The following is an 18595-nucleotide window of genomic DNA, read 5'->3' on the forward strand; positions in this document are numbered from 1 at the left end:
GGTTTCTCAGGCGCCCGGTGTCGGTTCGACGTAGCGCGGAAACACGCCGGTCGGTGTCGGCAGCTGCGTGCCGGCCTTGATGCGCGTTGCTAGAGCCGCGAAGGCACGTGCGTCGGCTGCAATGCCGAGCACGTCGAGCAGCTTGGCGCATGATGCCGGCATCACCGGCTGCGCCAGGATTGCGACCTGCCGCACCACTTCGGCGGTGACGTACAGCACGGTGCCCTGCTTCTTCGGATCGGTCTTGGCCAGCGCCCACGGCGCCTCGCCCGCAAAGTAACGGTTCGCTTCCGCCACCACGTTCCACACCGCGTTGAGCGCCTGATGGATCTGCTGCGTCGCCATCGCCGTGCGTGCGTGCTCCAGCATACCATCGGCTTGCGCCAGGATGGCTTTGTCGTTGTCGCTGAATTCGCCGGGCTCCGGCAGCACGCCGCCGAACTGCTTGGCGATCATCGACAGCGAGCGCTGCGCAAGGTTGCCGAGATCGTTGGCGAGGTCGGCGTTGGTGCGGTTGACGATGGCCTCGTGATTGTAGCTACCGTCCTGCCCGAACGGCACTTCGCGCAGCAGGAAGTAGCGCACCTGATCGACGCCGTATTGCACAGCCAGATTGAAGGGGTCGACGACGTTGCCGACCGACTTCGACATCTTCTCGCCCTTGTTGAACAGGAAGCCGTGCGCAAAGACGCGCTTCGGCAGTGCGATGCCGGCCGACATCAGGAACGCCGGCCAGTACACCGCGTGGAAGCGGATGATGTCCTTGCCGATGATATGCGCATCCGCCGGCCAGTAGTGCCAGCGTTCGGCGCCTTCATCGGGGAAGCCGGCGCCGGTGATGTAGTTGGTCAGCGCATCGACCCAGACATACATTACGTGCTTCGGATCATTGGGGACCTTGACGCCCCAGTCGAAGGTGGTGCGCGAGATCGACAGATCCTTCAGTCCGCCTTTGACGAAGCTGACCACTTCGTTGCGACGGGTGTCCGGGCCGATAAAGTCCGGCTGCTCTTCATAGAGCTTGAGCAACTTGTCCTGATAGGCGGCGAGCTTGAAGAAATAGCTGCTCTCCTCGACCCAATCGACCGGCGTGCCCTGCGGTCCCCTGCGCACCTTGTCCTCGCCGACGACCGTTTCGTCCTCGGCGTAATAGGCCTCGTCGCGCACTGAATACCAGCCGGCGTAGCTGTCGAGATAGATGTCGCCATTGTCGGCCATGCGCTGCCAGATAGCCTGGCTTGAGCGGTGATGCTCCTCCTCGGAGGTGCGGATGAAGCGGTCGTAGGAAATGTTGAGGACGCGGTCCATTTCCTTGAACTGCGCGGCGTTGCGCGTCGCAAGGTCCGAAGGCGTCATGTCCTCCTTCTGCGCCGTCTGCACCATTTTTTGGCCGTGCTCGTCCGTGCCGGTCAGGAAGAACACATCCTTGCCGTCAAGCCGCTGGAAGCGCGCCAGCGCATCAGTCGCGATCGCCTCATAGGCGTGGCCGATATGCGGAACGCCATTGGGATACGCAATCGCGGTCGTGATGTAGTAGGAGCCGCGGGACAAATTGGTCGCATTCGCCATAGCTGCGAAAGCCTTTCATCGCATGTGAAGTCGTCGATCTTCAAGATATTGGCCGGAGCGCGGCTTGGCCGAAGCGCGGCTGACGTTAGCGCGTCGCTTCCGTGAGAAGCCCGAACACCGAGAAAACCAGCGGTTTTCGTTCGAGATTGTAGGATTCGGTCTCGCGCGCGGCACGGTTGATCTTTTCCCATACCTCCGCCAGCCGCGCAAGACGCGGCAGGTTGGCGTTGGCATTGGCGTCGTCGGCGCGCATCCGCTCCCCGATCCAGCGATCGACGCTGTCGACGAAGGCGCCGAGCACGGCGCGGTCGCTGCCGCCGAGCGCATCGCCGAGTGCGTGCAGCTCGCGCGGATCGACATGCGGCAGCGTATCGAGAAGTGCTGCGGTGCGCTGGTGCAGTTTCAGCGCGCCGCCGCCGAGCAGGTTGAGCGCGCGCGACACGCTTCCCTCGGAGGCCTCTGCTGCCTCCTCCAGCAATGGATCGGTCTCATCGAGACCGCCGGCCAGTGCGGCGGCATGGAGGACGTCGGAAGTCGCCAGCGGCCGCAGCGCCAGCTTGCGGCAGCGCGACTGGATGGTCGGCAACAGCTTTGCCGGCGAACTCGTCACCAGCAGGAACAGGGAGCGCTGTGGCGGCTCCTCGAGCACCTTGAGCAGCGCATTGGCGGCATTGGCGTTCATCTCGTCCACGGTATCGACGATGCACACCCGCCAGCCGTCCACCGCCGCGGTCGAGCCGAAGAACGGCACCGTCCGGCGCGTCTCATTGACGGAGACGAAGGTCGGCATCACGCCCTTTTCGTTGACCGTGCGCTCCAGCGTCAGCAGCCCGCCGTGGGCGCCAGAGGCGACCTGACGCGCCACGGGATGCGATGCATCGATCTCCAGTGTCGCGGCCGATTGTACCTGCGCCGATGCGGGATCGCGATGCGTCAGCACGAAGCGCGCCATCCGGTAGGCCAGCGTCGCCTTGCCGATCCCCTGCGCGCCTGACATCAGCCAGGCATGCGGAATCCGTCCGCCACGATAGGCCTCCAGCAGCGTCTGCTCGGCGTCGTGGTGGCCGAACAAGGCTGTTGTCTCGCGCGGCAGCGGCATGGCCGACTGCGGTTCACTGGTGCGGGCGGCGCTCATGCGGATACGTTCTCGTGGTAAGGTTGTTCAGATAGCAGCCGCTTGTTCAGTGCTGCCCAGATCTGCGCTGCGACCTCGGAGGCGTCGATACTGGCGTCGATCAGCACGCAACGCTGCGGCTCGTCGTGCGCGATCTGCCGGAATGCGTCGCGCAGCCCCTGATGAAACGCGAGGCCCTCGGCCTCAAAGCGGTCCGGCGCGCTCTTGCCGCGACGCACCGCGGCGCGCGTCATGCCGATCTCGACGGGGATATCGAGGATCACCGTGAGGTCGGGCTTGAGCCCGCCGATGGTGACGCGCTCCATTGCATCGAGCACTTCGGGCGCGACGTGGCCGAGCCGCCCCTGATAGGCCCGCGTCGAATCCGAGAAGCGGTCGCACAACACCCAGACTCCTTGCGCCAGCGCCGGCTCGATCACCGCATGGACATGGTCGTCCCGCGCCGCCGCAAACAGCAGCGTCTCGGCTTCCGGCCCCAGCAACTTGCCCATGCCGGACAGCACGACATGGCGGATGATCTCGGCCCCGGGCGAGCCGCCGGGCTCGCGGGTGACGATTGCGCGGATGCCGGCCTCGTCGAGCCGGTCGGCGAGCATACGGATCTGCGTCGATTTGCCGGCGCCCTCGCCGCCTTCAAAACTGATGAAGCGGCCGCGCAATGCGGCATCAGGTGACAAGGTCATCGTCACAGCTTTGCGACGCCGGCGCGGAACAGGCCGACAACCAGTTCGCTGGCGCCATCGATCGCGCGCCGCATCGTCGATCCCTGGCCTATGGCTTCCGCGGCATAGAGCGGCGTTTCAACGGCGACATTGGCGCCACGCATCACCCGTACAATTCCAACCGGCCGGCCGACCTCGACGGGCGCACGGACCGGACCGTTGTAGACGATGCGCGCGATCAGCCTGTCGCTGCCGTTCTTCTGCACCATCACCTTGACCGGCTCCTTGCTGCTCAGCGCGACCGAGCCGCTGTCGCCGCCGAACACTTTTGCATAGCCGACCGGCTGGCCGGCTGCGAACAGGGTGCGCGATTCAAAATTCTTGTATCCCCATTCCAGCAGCTTCTTGGCCTCGGTGACGCGGTCGTCGGGATCATCGACGCCGTTGACCACCGCGATCAACCGCATGCCGTTCTGCACCGCGGTGCCGGCCATGCCGTAGCCCGCCTCCTTGGTGTAGCCGGTGACAAGGCCATCGGCGCCTTCGAGCAGGTTGAGCAAGGGATTGCGGTTGGTCTGCCGGATCTTGTTCCAGGTGAATTCGCGCTCGTTGTAGAGCTTGTACAGATCCGGATAGGTCTGGATCATGTGCCGCGTCAGCCGGCCGATCTCGCGCACCGGCATCCGGTTGTCTGGATCCGGCAGACCGTTGGAATTGGCGAAGGTCGACTTGGGCAATCCCAGCTCGCGTGCCCGCGCCGTCATCTTGTCGGCAAAGGCTTTCTCGCTGCCGGCGATGCCCTCCGCCAGGATCATGCCGGAATCGTTGCCGCTCTGGACGATCATGCCGCGCAGGAGGTCGCTGACCGCCACGCGGCTGTTGAGCGCGGCAAACATCGTCGCGCCGCCGGCGGGCGCGCCGCCCTTGCGCCAGGCGTTCTCGCTGACGCGGTATTCGTCGGTGAGTTTGATGTCGCCGCGCTGGATCATGCTGAACACCAGTTCGGCGGTCATCAGCTTCGCCATGCTCGAAGGCTGGCGCAATTCGTCGGCGTTCTTCTCGAACAGCACGCTGCCGGAGCTCGCTTCGATCAGGATCGCGGTCGGCGCATCGGTGTCATAGCCGCCGTCCTCGACCGGTTTCTTGGCGCCCTGCACGCTTTGATTGGCGGCATAGGCCACGCCTGACAGTGCGAGGCCGACGGCGACCAGCCCAGCCAGCAGGATGCGCCAGCGCGAGGCGGCGGTCGGGAGCGTGTGGAGCGCGGTGACGATCGGTGCCATGAGGTGTCCTGAGGGCCCCGAGTCATACCAGCATCACCCTGCGCAAACAACGCAAGCCGCCACAGCTGGCGGGCCTGCTTTGTCACGTCATCGGGATCAATACAGGCCGCGGCCGGACAGGATATCGCGGGCCTCGTCGGCCGGCGCCCTCTCGGCGTCGGGCTCGGGCGCCGCGTAACGGCTGTCATTCTCGTAGGATACCGCGCGGCGGTTTTCGACCATGCGGGGATTCTGCCGGACCCGGCCGGAGGCGGACATTTCTGATGTCGCGTTGATCGAGGCCATGTCAGCCGACGTGTTGCCGAGCGAGTACGGCCGTCCTTCGGGCATCGGCACATTGCCGTGGGCGACGCGATTCTGGGTCGGCATGTCCGGCACGAAAGAACGCGCCGAGGCGACGCGGACCATCGAAGGCGACGGCGCCGGTTCGCCGGTGCGCAACGTGGCCACCAGCTGGCGGTCGTCGGAGCCTTCCAGCGGCGCGCGTGCGACGTATTCGACGCGCACCTTGGCGATGCCGTTGCCCTTGAATTCAAGCAGTTCGGCGGCTCGGTTGGAAACGTCGATCAGGCGGTTGCCGTGGTACGGGCCACGGTCGTTGACGCGAACGATCAGCGATTTGCCGTTGCTGATGTTGGTGACGCGGGCATAAGAGGGAATCGGCAGCGTCGGATGCGCGGCGGTCAGCGAAGTCATGTCGAACACTTCGCCATTGGCGGTGAGCCGGCCATGGAAGGCGTCGCCGTACCACGAGGCCATGCCCTCGGCGCGGTAGTTGACGTCCTCTTCCGGCACGTAGGTCTTGCCGGCGACCGTATAGGGCTTGCCGACGCGGTAGGTGCCGCCGCCTTTCGGCACTGGCTCGCCTGCGGCGACGACGCGCGGACTGGTGGAAACGCCGTATTTCGGATCGAGGCGGCTCAACTTGCCGGAGGAACCGCAATTGGCCAGCGCCAGGCAGGCACCCACGGCGGCGGCCGCTCGCGCGGCACGGACCAGCCCGTATGATTCACGATTCCCCATAAGCCCCAATACCATTCCGGCGGCAGGCTGCCCATTCGGGCGATGCGCAAACCGCAAATCTCGATACAGCCCCACAACCGCACCAAGAGATGAAGATATCGCGGATCAATCGCGGCGGAAATGCGGCGACGGCCGGTATGGTTAAGAGGGCGTTGCCACGAAGGTACCGCAGTTCTCACTTGGAGAAAGCGCCCTAAGTGGGAATAAAACCTTACAAATTTGCCAATTTGTCGCAGGTCGGAACGAGCGTCTGGGTGCTGGAGTTTACAGACGTTTTATGTCCGCCAGATAAAACTACCACCCATGAGACACATCATCCGCAAGTTCATCGAAGACGAATCTGGCGCCACCGCCATTGAGTATGGTCTGATTGCTGCTGGCATCTCGCTGGTGATCATCGCTGCCGTCAACGGCATCGGCACCAAGCTGAACACCAAGTTCACCGCGATCAACACCTCGCTCAAATAGCCCCTCGATCCCAGACCTTGGCACGCCGGTGTCGCCGGACCGAATTGTCTCGCTATCGTCGTGTTGCGCGCGCATCACTGCCCCTTGATCCCACCCGGTCAGGAGCAGGCGATGAACGAACGGCTGACGACGCTGATCAAGGCGCGCGAGCGCATGATCGAGGACCGCGACGCTTTCGCCAAGGTCCTGGCGGCGCCGTTCGACCGCGACAAGGCCGAGCGTGCCCGCAACCGCTTTATCGAGATCCAGACACTGGTTGATGCGATCGACCGCGCTATCGCGGGCGAGCAGGCCGTCCCTGCCCCGTCGATCGGCTGAAAGCCGCTATCGAAATGCAAAACGCGCCGCCCTTCCGGGACGGCGCGTTTTCGCTGGGTTCGTGGAGGCTTGCCTCAAGCGACGTTCGACAACTCCACGCGATGGGTGCGCAGATAGCTGCCAAGTTCGCGCTCGATCGCATCGACTTGATTCAAATATGTCACGTCGCGCATCTTGCGCGCCAGTCGCCAGCCCACAAGGTCACAGCCGGCATTAATCGCGTGCTGGCGCAGCACATAGGCCCTGTCCTGCAGATAGCGCACGCGACGGCTGCTTGCGATGTCGGCGCGTATACCGGTGTGAATGTTCGGCATGAAAGGACTCCCGTTCATGGAGTCAACGGGCCGGGCCCGCAAAGGTTGCGTCGACCGGGCAATGTCGTTTTAGGTAGTGGTTGCAACTGTGCCGCGCGGGCTAGCGAGAGCCAAACCCAAATAAAAGCCGCGCCAACCCGAAGGTTGACGCGGCAATGGCCGTTCTGTTGCAAGGTGTACCTACCCCGAACGGTTACGCCGCGAGGCGCACTTCGTTCATGCGAACGTTATCGTTTGCATTTAGGTTGTGACCCGATAACGGCGGTATCATGCCGGGAACAATTCATACCTTCTTCGCGGCCATCGATCCTATTTCGCCCCCGCCCCAACAGCTGTCCGATGCCCTACGGCCTTGGAAGCTGCTGAGGTGGAGGCGCCGGGTACCGCCCCCGGGTCTGCCCGCAGTCCGCTATGAGTTTCAGCGCCATCGTCTTTCGACCACACAAATATAGGCGTTGATTTGGACAAAAGCTAGATGCCGCCAGGCCGTATGGCGTCATCACTCCTGCGGTCACGTCGACAGCCCTCCACGCTTGACATGACGGCGGCATCAACCGGTGCGCAAGCCCTGAAGCAAGCCCTGAAGATTGCGGTGGACCCGGGAGGGCGGCGGGTTTCCCTGTCGGCCTGGCTTCGTTAGTTTGTACATCTCGCCGACATGCCGCCGGCCGCAGCAGGGACCGCCCGATGTCGCTATCATCCGCCAAAAATTATGCGTTGCGGGCCGCCAAATCGCAGGACCAGAAGGAAGCGGCCGAACTGCTGTCGAAGGCTATCCTGGAGCTCGCAGCGTCGATCGAGGCGACCGACGCCAAGCTCAAGAAGATCAACAAGTCCGGCTAGTATAATTGCCCTGCCCGCGGTCTGCTGATTGAAAACGCCGCGGCAAGCCGGCAACCGGTAATTGACGTTGTCGCCGGGCAACGCACAAATTAAGACATGAGATGACCGAGATATCAAAGAGCGAAGTGAGCAATCCAGTGGCCAGCCCGATCGACGTTGGACCTCCGCCCGTACGCCTGACCGGTGGTCGTTCCTACATGGGGATCGTCGTGGTTGCCGTGCTCGTGGTGCTTGGCGCCGGTGCCGCTTTTGGCTGGCTCAACTATGGCGATCGGCTTGCCGAGCTACCGTTCTTTAATGGCGCTCCCGGCTCGACGGCGTCCATTGCTGCCGCAGACAGCGTGTCCGCGGCGGACTTTGCGGCGTTTCAACAGCAGACGTCGGCATCGTTGCAAGCTGCCACGCAACTGCTGGCAACGCAGCAGGCCGAGCTAAAACGACTGTCCGACCAGATCGCCGGTCTCACCGCCCGGATCGATGGGCTGCAAGGCGCCATGACGCCTGCGGCAGCCGCGCCGGCACAGCCCGCCACGACGACGCTTGCCGCGCCAGTGCCTGAGGCGGCCGCGGCTGCACCCCGCCCCACGGCGCCGCGTAAACGCCCGGCGCCCAGCCGCCCGGCAGGCGCCATCTCCATTGGCGGCGCGCCGCTGCCCGGCGCCGCGCCCGCGGTCCGCTAGGACGTCAACCGGCCGCGTCTGGCGGTGCAATCGCGATACGGGGGATGGTTTGGTGTGGCCAGATCTAAACTGCCACGCGCCCGCGGATGCGGCCTGCGATCGTTAACCGGTTGTGGACTATTTCGCAGAAGCGGTTATTTCTTTGAAGCTTTGGCCTTCTTGGCAGCAGCCTTTTTCGGCGCCGCCTTCTTTGGCGCTGCCTTTTTGGTGCTGACCTTGACGGCTGGTGTAGCGGCATCCGCCTGGGCCGGCGACGCGTCGGCCAGCATGTCGGCGGTCTCGGCAACCGCCGCTTCTGCAACAGCCGTCTTGGCGACCTTCTTCTCCTTGACCGGCTTCTCGACGGCGGCAGATGGCTCCGGCTTCCGCTTCGGCGCCTCGACCGGCCTGCCGGTTTCCTGCTTCAAACGCTTCTGCTCGGCCTCGAACTTGGCTTCGCGCATCTGCCGCAGGGCGTCGGCACGCGGAGTGGGGTTGGCCATGTCGGTCTCCTCTCGTTCAGAATCGTCATGGTCGCTTTAGCACAGCCCGCGCGTGGCATAGCCGGGCCAAATTCTGCATCCCCAGCAACATCGCCGCTTTCCCTCCGCCCTGCCCTTTGCTATGCGCTTGAGCGCTGGAAGGGTGTCCGAGTGGTTTAAGGAACCGGTCTTGAAAACCGGCGTGCGGGAAACCGTACCGTGGGTTCGAATCCCACCCCTTCCGCCAGTACACTGTTCTCCCTTGTTCGCCATCGTTCGGAATCCACAGCAATCGCAATGATTTGCGCCGGAATACTGTACTTCGTTGTTCTCCGGTGTGCTCCCTAATCAAAGCGCAAACCGTGGTTTTTGACCGTGAGTTTGGCGGACGGTTTCAACGGGAGAGATCGCTATGGCTGGAAAACTGAAACCCCTCGACGTCGCTCGGCAAACTACCCCAGGCAAGTATCCGGACGGCGACGGCCTGTACCTAGTCGTCGCCGGCGCGACCTCGCGCAACTGGTCCTATCGCTATTGGATCGGCGGCAAGGAGCGCTGGCACGGCCTGGGCTCGCTTCAGGAAGTCTCGCTCAAAGACGCGCGCGTACGGCGTGACACAGCCCGCCAGCAGGTGCGCGCCGGCGTCGACATCGTGCAGGCCAAGCGATCTGCCCGAGAGGTTGCAAACGCCGTAGAGGCAGCGACCACCGCGCCGACGTTCCGGCAGTGCGCCGATCGATACATCGAGGACCATCGCGCCGGCTGGAGCAAGAAGCATGCGGATCAGTGGCCCTCGTCGCTGGCAAAATACGCCTACCCGACCATCGGTCATCTGCGAATCGACGAGATAATGCCGAGCCACATCTACGAATTGCTCGCCCCGATCTGGATCAGCAAGCGCGAGACGTCGAACCGGGTCCGCGGCCGCATCGAAACCATCATCGCCAAGAATGTGGACATCGACGACAACGAGTTTCGCAATCCGGCAGAACTGACAAAGCAGTTGCGCGAGAAACTGCCGAAGCGGCCGAAGCACAAGCCCCGACACCACCCGGCGCTGCCGTACGCCGAGATGCCCGAGTTTATGACGAAGCTGAGCGCCGCCGAAGGCAGGGCCGCGAAGGCGCTGCGATTCGTGATCTACACCGTCTGCCGGACCAATGAAGTGCTCGGCGCCGCTTGGGACGAGATCGACCGGCCGACTACGGCGTGGAGGATTCCAGCCGTCCGGATGAAGATGGGCGAGGAGCATAGCGTTCCCCTCACGGCGCCGGCGTTGGCGATCCTCGATGAGGCGCGCGACGGCACCCAGGGCGACCTGATCTTCCCGAGCGAGGGCGACCAATCGTTTTCCGACATGGCTATGCTCGCCGTGCTCGATCGGCTTGGCTACAGCCACATCACCGTGCACGGCTTCCGGGCGACTTTCGGCACCTGGGCGGAGGAATGCACGGACTACCCCGACGGCGTGCGCGAGGCCGCGCTGGCGCACAAGTACAAGAACGACACGGTCGCCGCCTATCAGCGAGGCGCCAAGCTCGAGAAGCGCCGCGCGCTCATGGCCGATTGGGCTCGTTTCATTTCGTCGCCAAGCATCTCGGCAAGCATGCCTGCAAGCATGGCGATGCTGACCGCTTAGCATCACGCTGAGCATCGACCCAAAAATGCAAGTTGTGGCTGCGCTGCAGCCACTTCTAGGCCCTCGCAAAAACCATGCTTTCATGAGAGCATCTGTGGATAACTGGCGCTGATTTGGCGATACGCTGCTTTCAAGCGAGCAGCGTATCAGGCCCCGCTCGCAGAGCAGAATGCGAGCGCCCGCCGGCGGGCCTCAAGAATGCTAGCTTGCCGGCAAGCTACGATCGCCCTCGACGCCGGGCACAACGCGCGAAACCCCTTGTAATAAAGGACTTTGCGAAGGTCGGAGCCAAGGCCAGCGGAGCGATGCTTCCCGGGAAGCATGCCAGCAGAGCGCTCTGCTGGTAACGCCAAAAGGCGGCAAATCACGCATGGAGCGCCGAGAATTGGCCGCGATTCCTCGGATATCAGGCGACTTGCACGGCGTCCGCGCCGCCGGCTGCGATCATCCCCCGGGCGTATCTCGGTGCGTTGTTCAGAATAGCCGCCCCGTCATGGTGGCAGACATCAGGAAACAACTGGATGTTCACACCATGACGCAGCCCCAGGGAATTACCATCGACGCCCCCCTCGTCGCCTCGCCCAACCAGGCGATGAAAGCGCTCCTCGTCTCCCGCGCCACGCTCTACTCGCTAATCAATGACGGCGAACTCGAGAGCTACACGGAAGGCCGATCCCGCCGGATCACGGTGGATTCGATCAACGCCTATGTGAAGCGCCGCCTCGCCGCTGAAGCCGCGCGCCGCGCCCGTCCGGCAAAGGACAAGGCCGCAAGCGCAGCCGCATGAAAAAGCCGCTTCGGCCAGGAAGCGACTTTCTCAGTTTCGATCAGCAATTTCAGGATCAGCACCATGGAAATAGGGCAAAACGCCTCGGCTGACAAGCCAGCGCTGCGAACGCGCAACATCCTGCCGCACCGCCGCGCCTCGCAGACGATCGAGTTTGTGCTCGACGGATCGCGCTATCAAATGACCGTCGGCAGCTTCCCCGACGGCAGCGTCGGCGAAATATTCCTCAATGCCGATCGCGCCGATTCCCTGCTCGACGTGCTGGCGAGCGACGCCGCGATCCTGGCAAGCCTGGCGCTGCAATACGGCTGCCCGCTCGACGCCATCCTGCACGCGGTGAAGCGCGACGGCCGCGGCGTGCCCGCGAGCCCGATCGGTGCGGCGCTGGATCGGATCACGCCATGAGCGCCCGCCGGCCGACGCTCGATGAGCCGATCGAGATCACGAAATTCTGGAAGAACCGCCGCGGCGATGCGGTAATCGTTTCGCTGTCGACCTACGAGGGTCACAACCTCATCAACATCCGCACCCACAGCACGGACCGGGCCGGCAAGCTGGTGCCCACGACCAAGGGAATCGCCGTCGCGGTGCTGCGACTGCCGGAGCTGGCCGCCGCCGTCACGAAGGCGCTGGTGAAGGCCCGCGAACTGGGCCTGATCGAAGAAGGCGCCAGCACCACGGAGCAGCCCGAATGACGGCGCAAGCTGCAGTATCGCCATCGACAGAAGCCTTCCGAGCGATGGCAATCGCCGCGCGCACTGTCGCGCTGGCTGAACCGGACGATCGCCGCGCATCGCTGTGTGAAGTCGCCATGACCCTTCGAAGATACGTCGCCGAAGGTCAACTCGACTCGGTGACTGTCAAAGATCGAATTTTGGAAGTTGCGGAATTGCACGAGATCGACGGCGATCCAGCAATTGCGCTGCTCGCATCCGATGCGCCCGACGCCCGACCGGCCGACAGCCAGCCCGCCGCGGACGAAACGTTTCCAGAGGACGACGAGCCGATCGAGGCCGGCCACGTCTATATGGTTTCGATCTCGCCGGTGATCGACCAGGCGCTGGAGAGCTGGGACCGAGTGCTCGCCAACGTCGATCGCCAATTTCTCGCTCGCCAATTTACCCGGGCAGCGACCGAGATTTTGCGCCTCAAATCCCGGCAAGACGAGCCTGAGAAATGGCTGCAACTCATCGACGCCTTGCACGCGATGGGACAGCGCCACGGCCTGAGCGTCGCTGTTGTGCAGGGCTTGATGGCGGCAGCAACGTCGTCGCCTCTCGATGAACGGCCCGGCGCTGCCGCGCAGCCGATCGAAGAGCCGCGGCCGCCCGAGGAAGACCGCTGGGCGCCGGCAGAGGCCCCCTACTTCGATGATGGCACCACCGGCCCGGCAATCGATCTGGTAACGCCGCAGGAATGGCGCGACGTGCCGCTGCCGCCCATGCAGTGGCTCGCAACCAACCGGATCCCCGCCGGCGACGCCACGATCCTTTCCGGCGACGGTGGCGGCGGCAAGACGACGGTGGCGCTGCAGCTCGCCATTTCGGTCGAGCGTGGCCTGGGCGATTGGCTCGGCACCACCTGCGAGGCCGGGCCGGTGATCTTTGTCAGCGCCGAGGAACCGGAGAACGAGATGCGCCGGCGCCTGGAGCGCGTCGCCCGAAAGCGCGGCATCGAGCCCGACGAGATCACAGACCTGTATTTCAACTTTGCCAGCCCGGAAAATTGCCTGCTCGGCACCGCGCTCGCCACCGGTGCGATGGCGCCGACGCCGCTGTTCACGGCACTGGCAGCCGCCGCTGCAGCAATCCGTCCGGTGCTGATCATCGTCGACAGCATCGCCGGCACCTTCGGCGGCAACCAGAACGACCGCGTGCACGCCCGGACCTTTGTTGGCATGTTCCGCCGGCTCGCTCAGGACGTCGAGTGCGCCGTGCTGCTGCTCGACCATCCGAGCCTGTCCGGCATCACCAGCGGCAGCGGTCGCGGCGGATCAATGGACTGGCAGAACGCGACCAGGGCCCGGCTGCATCTCGAGACCGTGACCGCCGATGACGGCACGACCGGGCGCGTGCTGGAGGTTAAGAAATCAAACTACGGCCCTGTCGGCGACAAGGTCTCGCTTCGATGGGAGGAAGGCAGCTTCGTGATGGAGGGCAGCGAAGGCAGCCAGGCGTCGCCGGTACGCGCCGCGGCGCAGCGCGACCTCGACGACCTGTTCGTCCGCCTGCTGGAGGAGCGCAACACGCAGGGCCGCTGGGTCACGCCCAACAAGGCTGCCGGCTACGCGCCCAAGGAACTCGCCACGATGCAGGGCGCCAGCAACGTCACCGCCACCGCCCTCGCCCGCTCGATGGAGCGGCTGCTGACCGCCAACCGCATCACCACCGAGACCTTCGGACCGCCTTCGAAGCAGCGCCAGCGCCTCGTCGTCACCCCTTCCAACCGCCTTCCAACCGGCGAGTGACGCTTCCAACCCCACTGCTGACCGCCATGCGAACCGCCTTCGGACCGCTTCCAACCGCCTTCGGACTGCCTGCTTCCAACCCCCTTATAAACCCCCGCGGTTGGAAGCCCGCTTTCGGCCTGGGTGGCCGAGCGTGCCACCACCGCGAAGAAAGGGCAGATGGGTGAAGGGGCGTATTGCCTGGATCATCGGCATGAGCGACATAACGACAGCGAAAGAGCGACCGACCAGGCGAAGGGCCAAACACCCGGCAACGATAGGCCGAGCGGCGATCGGTGGCCCATAACGGCGTTACCAAGGCGCGCTAACCGTTACTACGTGAGCTGGAGGAACGCCCATCCTCCACACATCCTCTCGCCTGCCCTTAAAAGCATGTGGATTTTGGCTGCGATCGGCTTGGATAGCCGGCAAAACCACGGTCGAAAGCCACGGCGGGACACTTTTCGCGCGCGCTATCTGCTGACCTCTCCAAGAACTCAGAAGACCCGCGTGCGTGGTCGCCTGCATATGCGAGCACACACGCGCACGCTTTGGCTCGCCGTTGCAGCATCGGAACGCCAGCCGACCAGGCACAAAAGGGGTCCCACGAAGGGGGGTACCAAGCAAACCCGAACCCAATCGCTAAAAGTCACCAACCTCGCGCTTTCGCGGCGGCTCCAAAAAAATCCGGCGGCTCTCCCAGCGGCAACTCGGTGCGTTGTTCGGCTTGTCTCTCCGGTGTGATGCTTCGGTCAACCACGGAGATGGCCGATGTCGAAACTTGAACTGATCAGTACCCGGGTCGAGCCCGAGTTGGCGGCGCGGGTGAAAAGCGAAGCCGATCGCGACCGCCGGACGGTTTCGTCTTTCGTGAAGATCGTGCTCGCCGACGCGCTGGCTGCGCGGCTCGCGGCGGCGGAAAAAGAAAGGGCCTCAGCATGAGCGCAAAGCCGACGCCACCCCGCGCACCGCCGATCGCCACCAAGCTGGAGGTCGCCCGCGAAGTTCTCCGGGATCTCGAACGGGACGTCGGGCAGTTTGTCCTTGATGCTACCGAAGGCGTCCCGGGCGCCGCAAAGCGGTTGGCGGACCTCCGAACGACGATCTCGGCCGCACAGCGTGACGTCGGCGAGCTTGAACAGGCGCACGCGCTGGCTATGAAGCTGGACCGCCAGGCAGACGCCGCCCTTGCTGGCGCGATGCGCACCGAACAGTTCGCTATCATGAAGCGGCATGCCGACGCGCGGCTGAAGGCGGTTGCGACGATCATGGAAGCGATCGGCACCGCGGCTGCGGCCTATGGCGAATATGTCCGCTCGACGAACGACATGGCCGTCGCCCTGCCAACCGGCACGCGAATGGGTTTCGTCGCGCTTGGTCGGAATGGCTACGGCGGGCCCTGGGCCGGCGACCTGAAGGCCTTGATCGCCGCGGAGGCGTGGCGGCTGATGCCTACCCTGCCCGGCGGCGAGAAGTGCCTTCCGTTTGCCAAGGCCCCCGACCTTGCCAACGACGACCACACCAAGCTGCAGGCGGGCCTCGACGTGATGATCGAAGCGCAGACGAGCGTTTTGCGAGACATCGAAATTCAGATGGACCGGCTCAACGCAGAAAGCGCGGCGCTGGCGAAGGGCGAAGCAGCATGAGCGACCTTTCCGGAATGACCCGCGACAACTGCGGCAGCGCGTGCAGTGAAAGCGGCTGCGCGATCACTGGCCTGCCGCGGTGCTGCCATCCGCTCAAAGGCGGCCTGCCGCTGAGCCACTTACAGGATCCGGAAGTCATGGCGGCCTTCGGCGAGGCGTGCGCGGCGATCGGCGTCGGCAATGTTTACACAGGGGAGAAAGCATCATGACTGATCAGCAGCAGCAGACCGCGCCACCGGCGCCACCGGCACCGCCGACGAATGCAGCAGAGGCGTCAACGCGCCTTGACGCGCTGAAAGCAGACACCGGATGGCGCGATAGGTTTCTTGCCGGTGACGGCCCCGCGGGGAAGGAATTCGGCGAGTTGCAGGAGATGATCGACAAGGCTGATCCGGTCGACCTTGCGATCGCCGGCGTCGTCACCGGCGGCGACATGCCCGACTCCACGTCCAAGCTCATGGCAGAGACCGCGGCATGGCTGCGCGATATCGGCGTTTCTACCGACGTCACGCGCGAAACGCTGTCCGGCCGCGAAATGACGAAACAGGAATTCGAGACAGTCAAGGCGTGGAAAGATCAGAAGATGCGCAGCCCTGAATTTACGAAGCGTTTTCTCGCCGGCGAGCCGGAGGAAGTGAAGCAGATGACTCTCGCCAACATCGTGCTGTCCAGCAGCATTAAAGCGGAGACCGAAAAATGAAGTGCAAATTCCGAGCAGTGAACCCGAAGACCAACGCTGAGCAGGTCGTTGAAGTCGACCTCGAACCGGGCGCCGTGCTGCCGTTCGCCGAAATGTTCCGGCACGACGAGGGCTTCCTCGATCTTCTCACGCCGCATTATCCGGCCGACATGCTGATGATCGGCGGCACGTTCGAGGTCGCCGCAAGCAAGGTGAACTGACATGCCCAGCCACAACGCGAAGCAGGTTTCCGCTGCCGGTTTCGACATCAAGGGTTGATGCCTGCCACGCGCGGATCCCGGTCGATAATTCTTGCGACAAGTAACAAGGATAGCGAACATGCTGACGCAACATCGCTTGAAATTTCTGTTCGAGTATAAGCCCAGAAAAGGGATATTCATTCGACGCTTCGATGTCTTGCCCTATCGCAAAGGGGATGTGGCCGGAACAATCAGCGGGCCTGAAGGTCGGCGGTCAGTTCAGATTACAGTTGACGGAAACGCTTGTCGCGCAGGCCGTCTCGCAATCCTCTATATGATCGGACGATACCCAAAGCATCTGGTCACGTTTAAGAATGGCGATAGCACCGACATTCGGTGGAGCAACTTGCTGGAGGTTGATCGGTCTCAAAAGATGATGAGGGTTCGGTCGCGCCGGAAAGATCGTTCGAAGGGCGTGTACCGGATGGACAGCAGGATTCCGGGACGGCCGCCTCGATGGCGGGCGCTGATCCACAAAAAGAAGAAGCGCTTTGATCTAGGGCGCTTCGCCACGAAGATTGAGGCGCAGGCCGCCTATGATGCTGCGGCAAAACAGCTTCATGGCTCATTCGCTGCGAGGTAATAGCGAGTCGGTGCGTTGTTGCGGATTCGGCCGGGCAGCATCATCCCGGCCATGAGCAACCCGATCAAAACTCTCGTCGCCTTCGTCGCCATGCTGCCGGCGCTCGCCGCCGCTCAAGGGGTGCCGAGTTATCCCCAGAACCTGCCGCCGAACTCGGTGGTGGGCCGGCTGGGCGTCGGGCCGGGTCCATCGCAGGCGATCCCGTTCTCGCAACTGCAGCAGATACTCGGCAAGAATACCGTGCCGAACAGCCAGCTTGCGCAGTCGCCCGCGGCCACGCTGCTTGGCAACCCGACCGCGGCGACCGGCAACAAGACCGACTTCACGATCCAGGGCCTGCCGAACAAGGTCGCCCCCGATCCGGCCGTCGACCGGATGATGATCTTCGATGTGTCGACCGGCACATTCAAAAACTGCACGGTCGCTCAGTGCGTCTCGGGCCTGCCAGCGCCGCCGTTCTACGCGGAGAACTTGCTGTCGAACAGTGGCTTCCAGTTGATGGCCGGAGTTGGACTTGTTACCAAACAAGCAGCGGAGGGCACCGGAGGGTTGCTTCCGTTTAACGTCAACAGCATCTCGAATGTCGGCAGCATAGTTACGATCAACATCACGCCGAGTTCGCTTAATCAGATCAAACCGAACTTTCTTGTGCAGCTTTATACGGGCTGTGCGGCAGGAATATTGCCTATTCAGGCTGGATCAACGGGAATTTTCTCCGCGCTTCGCGTGCTGACCATTACAGGAAATCCAGTATCTTCATTTACCGTGATGGCGCCGCTTGGCGTCACGAGTTTTGCTCCGAGTTCTTGTCTCGGCACGGTTATGACGACAGGGGATTACACAGCCTCGAACGGCAACGGGCCAAGCCAATGGACCAAAACTGCCCAAACATGGATGTGGGCAGAAAATGACCCGGTTAACTTCGACACGATCGGCGGCTCTACCCAAGTCATCGGCCTGAAGCAAACTTCGTCGAGTCTTCAGTACCTGTACCAAACCTTGCCACCCGCGCAGACGGTTGCCCTGCAGGGGCAGAAGTTCACCTGCGCTGCTCGCATCAAGCAAAAGATCAAAATTTCGTCGACAGCAAAAATGGGAATTTTTGCGAACAGCGTATGGAACTACGGTGCGCTTATCGGTGGCGCGCTGGACACTTGGCAATGGGCGTCTGTCACCGTTACCATCAACTCAGCAGAAACCCAGATCGTCCCGGCTATCGTCCTATCCGACGACAATGGCGGCGTGTTCTACGTGACGAAGCCCATTTGCGCGCAAGTGGCATCTATGCCGACGAACTACTATTCGGCGCCGATCAATGAAACAATTTTTGCACCAGGAATCTTCAATGTCTGGTCGATATACGGCAAGACGTTCACGATGCCATCGACGACTCTCGGGACGTCACCTTTGTACGGCTTCTATATCGATTTCTTCGGTGAAACCGCCGGTCAAATTCACTGGACCGCTACCGGGCTGATCGGGGACATTGAGGGCGACGCGACCGCGCTTCCGACGACCATGATGATGGGCAACAAGGCCACAGGAACGGTTATACCGGGATGCGCCAACATGGTTTCGCAAGTTGTAAATGTCACCATGTCGATGTCCTGTCGACCGCCGCTTTTCAACGGACAGGCCTTCATCGCGACCGGCCAACCCAGCCGAACCTACAATAACTTCAATGTCGATCTTTTCGGCATCACTACAAATGGACCTCCGCTGCAGTAGGTTACGCCAACTCCAGCAGTAGGTCGGCGATCCATCTCGATGGACGAGCGCACGTCGGACCTCTGAGGCCT

At 63.1% G+C, this 18595-nt stretch carries 23 protein-coding genes, 1 tRNA gene and 1 other RNA gene; 17 read left to right on the top strand and 8 right to left on the bottom strand.

Annotation, left to right across the window (positions count from 1 at the left end; genetic code table 11):
• Positions 1–6: 6 nt before the first annotated feature.
• From metG to JWQ24_RS04125, 5 genes are all read right to left on the bottom strand, one after another.
• Positions 7–1569, bottom strand: coding sequence for a methionine--tRNA ligase (metG, locus tag JWQ24_RS04105; protein ID WP_299804701.1), 1563 nt, complete (start codon positions 1567–1569; stop codon positions 7–9).
• 85 nt (positions 1570–1654) lie between these two features.
• Positions 1655–2704, bottom strand: a complete 1050-nt coding sequence (locus JWQ24_RS04110; protein WP_299804704.1) for a DNA polymerase III subunit delta' — start codon at positions 2702–2704, stop codon at positions 1655–1657.
• Positions 2701–3387 (bottom strand): dTMP kinase, encoded by a 687-nt coding sequence (gene tmk / locus JWQ24_RS04115; protein WP_299804707.1) that lies wholly within the window; start codon positions 3385–3387, stop codon positions 2701–2703. Before tmk ends, JWQ24_RS04110 begins: the two co-directional genes overlap by 4 nt.
• Before the next feature lie 2 nt (positions 3388–3389).
• On the bottom strand, positions 3390–4649 hold the full coding sequence (locus JWQ24_RS04120; RefSeq protein ID WP_299804710.1) for a D-alanyl-D-alanine carboxypeptidase family protein: 1260 nt from the start codon (positions 4647–4649) through the stop codon (positions 3390–3392).
• Between the two features lie 96 nt (positions 4650–4745).
• Positions 4746–5672, bottom strand: a complete 927-nt coding sequence (locus JWQ24_RS04125) for a septal ring lytic transglycosylase RlpA family protein (protein ID WP_299804713.1) — start codon at positions 5670–5672, stop codon at positions 4746–4748.
• 303 nt (positions 5673–5975) lie between these two features.
• Between JWQ24_RS04125 and JWQ24_RS04130 the strand changes: the two genes are divergently transcribed.
• A complete protein-coding gene (locus JWQ24_RS04130) occupies positions 5976–6140 on the top strand; it encodes a Flp family type IVb pilin (RefSeq protein WP_299804715.1) in 165 nt (54 codons plus the stop codon).
• A 111-nt stretch (positions 6141–6251) separates the two neighbouring features.
• Positions 6252–6458 (top strand): hypothetical protein, encoded by a 207-nt coding sequence (locus tag JWQ24_RS04135; protein ID WP_299804718.1) that lies wholly within the window; start codon positions 6252–6254, stop codon positions 6456–6458.
• Between the two features lie 74 nt (positions 6459–6532).
• Here the strand turns inward: JWQ24_RS04135 and JWQ24_RS04140 are convergent, their stop codons facing one another.
• Both JWQ24_RS04140 and ssrA read right to left on the bottom strand, forming a co-directional pair.
• A complete protein-coding gene (locus tag JWQ24_RS04140; protein WP_299804721.1) occupies positions 6533–6772 on the bottom strand; it encodes a hypothetical protein in 240 nt (79 codons plus the stop codon).
• A gap of 154 nt (positions 6773–6926) precedes the next feature.
• Positions 6927–7250: a transfer-messenger RNA gene (ssrA, locus tag JWQ24_RS04145) on the bottom strand.
• Positions 7251–7459: 209 nt separating this feature from the next.
• Between ssrA and JWQ24_RS04150 the strand changes: the two genes are divergently transcribed.
• Both JWQ24_RS04150 and JWQ24_RS04155 read left to right on the top strand, forming a co-directional pair.
• Positions 7460–7615 (top strand): hypothetical protein, encoded by a 156-nt coding sequence (locus tag JWQ24_RS04150; protein WP_299804723.1) that lies wholly within the window; start codon positions 7460–7462, stop codon positions 7613–7615.
• Between the two features lie 101 nt (positions 7616–7716).
• Positions 7717–8295, top strand: a complete 579-nt coding sequence (locus tag JWQ24_RS04155; RefSeq protein ID WP_299804726.1) for a hypothetical protein — start codon at positions 7717–7719, stop codon at positions 8293–8295.
• Between the two features lie 134 nt (positions 8296–8429).
• On the opposite strand, the gene JWQ24_RS04160 is transcribed toward JWQ24_RS04155, so the two are convergent.
• On the bottom strand, positions 8430–8777 hold the full coding sequence (locus JWQ24_RS04160) for a hypothetical protein (protein WP_299804728.1): 348 nt from the start codon (positions 8775–8777) through the stop codon (positions 8430–8432).
• Between the two features lie 136 nt (positions 8778–8913).
• Here JWQ24_RS04160 and JWQ24_RS04165 point away from each other — a divergent pair.
• From JWQ24_RS04165 to JWQ24_RS04225, 13 genes are all read left to right on the top strand, one after another.
• A tRNA-Ser gene (locus JWQ24_RS04165) sits at positions 8914–9003 on the top strand.
• Between the two features lie 165 nt (positions 9004–9168).
• Positions 9169–10395, top strand: a complete 1227-nt coding sequence (locus JWQ24_RS04170; protein ID WP_299804730.1) for an integrase arm-type DNA-binding domain-containing protein — start codon at positions 9169–9171, stop codon at positions 10393–10395.
• Positions 10396–10888: 493 nt separating this feature from the next.
• Positions 10889–11182, top strand: a complete 294-nt coding sequence (locus tag JWQ24_RS04175; RefSeq protein WP_299804732.1) for a helix-turn-helix domain-containing protein — start codon at positions 10889–10891, stop codon at positions 11180–11182.
• Positions 11183–11245: 63 nt separating this feature from the next.
• Complete coding sequence (locus JWQ24_RS04180) at positions 11246–11587, top strand: hypothetical protein (RefSeq protein ID WP_299804734.1); 342 nt, start codon at positions 11246–11248, stop codon at positions 11585–11587.
• Positions 11584–11877, top strand: a complete 294-nt coding sequence (locus tag JWQ24_RS04185; RefSeq protein ID WP_299804736.1) for a PC4/YdbC family ssDNA-binding protein — start codon at positions 11584–11586, stop codon at positions 11875–11877. The genes JWQ24_RS04180 and JWQ24_RS04185 overlap by 4 nt, the downstream gene beginning before the upstream one ends.
• 116 nt (positions 11878–11993) lie before the next feature.
• Positions 11994–13649, top strand: a complete 1656-nt coding sequence (locus tag JWQ24_RS04190) for an AAA family ATPase (protein WP_299804738.1) — start codon at positions 11994–11996, stop codon at positions 13647–13649.
• A 750-nt stretch (positions 13650–14399) separates the two neighbouring features.
• The gene (locus JWQ24_RS04195; RefSeq protein ID WP_299804740.1) at positions 14400–14570 is read left to right on the top strand and encodes a hypothetical protein; all 171 of its coding nucleotides are present in this window, start codon (positions 14400–14402) and stop codon (positions 14568–14570) included.
• Positions 14567–15274 carry a hypothetical protein gene (locus tag JWQ24_RS04200; protein ID WP_299804743.1) on the top strand — a complete coding sequence of 236 codons (708 nt, stop codon included), beginning with the start codon at positions 14567–14569 and terminating at the stop codon, positions 15272–15274. Before JWQ24_RS04195 ends, JWQ24_RS04200 begins: the two co-directional genes overlap by 4 nt.
• Entirely contained in the window at positions 15271–15483 is a 213-nt protein-coding gene (locus JWQ24_RS04205; RefSeq protein WP_299804746.1) for a hypothetical protein, read from the top strand. Before JWQ24_RS04200 ends, JWQ24_RS04205 begins: the two co-directional genes overlap by 4 nt.
• Before the next feature lie 155 nt (positions 15484–15638).
• Positions 15639–15974, top strand: a complete 336-nt coding sequence (locus JWQ24_RS04210) for a hypothetical protein (RefSeq protein WP_299804748.1) — start codon at positions 15639–15641, stop codon at positions 15972–15974.
• Positions 15971–16174: a hypothetical protein gene (locus JWQ24_RS04215; RefSeq protein ID WP_299804750.1), complete on the top strand. Its 204-nt coding sequence runs from the start codon at positions 15971–15973 to the stop codon at positions 16172–16174. Before JWQ24_RS04210 ends, JWQ24_RS04215 begins: the two co-directional genes overlap by 4 nt.
• Positions 16175–16292: 118 nt before the next feature.
• A complete protein-coding gene (locus tag JWQ24_RS04220; protein ID WP_299804752.1) occupies positions 16293–16796 on the top strand; it encodes an HNH endonuclease in 504 nt (167 codons plus the stop codon).
• A gap of 51 nt (positions 16797–16847) precedes the next feature.
• Positions 16848–18524 (top strand): hypothetical protein, encoded by a 1677-nt coding sequence (locus JWQ24_RS04225; RefSeq protein WP_299804754.1) that lies wholly within the window; start codon positions 16848–16850, stop codon positions 18522–18524.
• Positions 18525–18595: the final 71 nt, after the last annotated feature.

Source organism: Tardiphaga sp. (assembly GCF_028290495.1).
Lineage (GTDB): Bacteria > Pseudomonadota > Alphaproteobacteria > Rhizobiales > Xanthobacteraceae > Tardiphaga.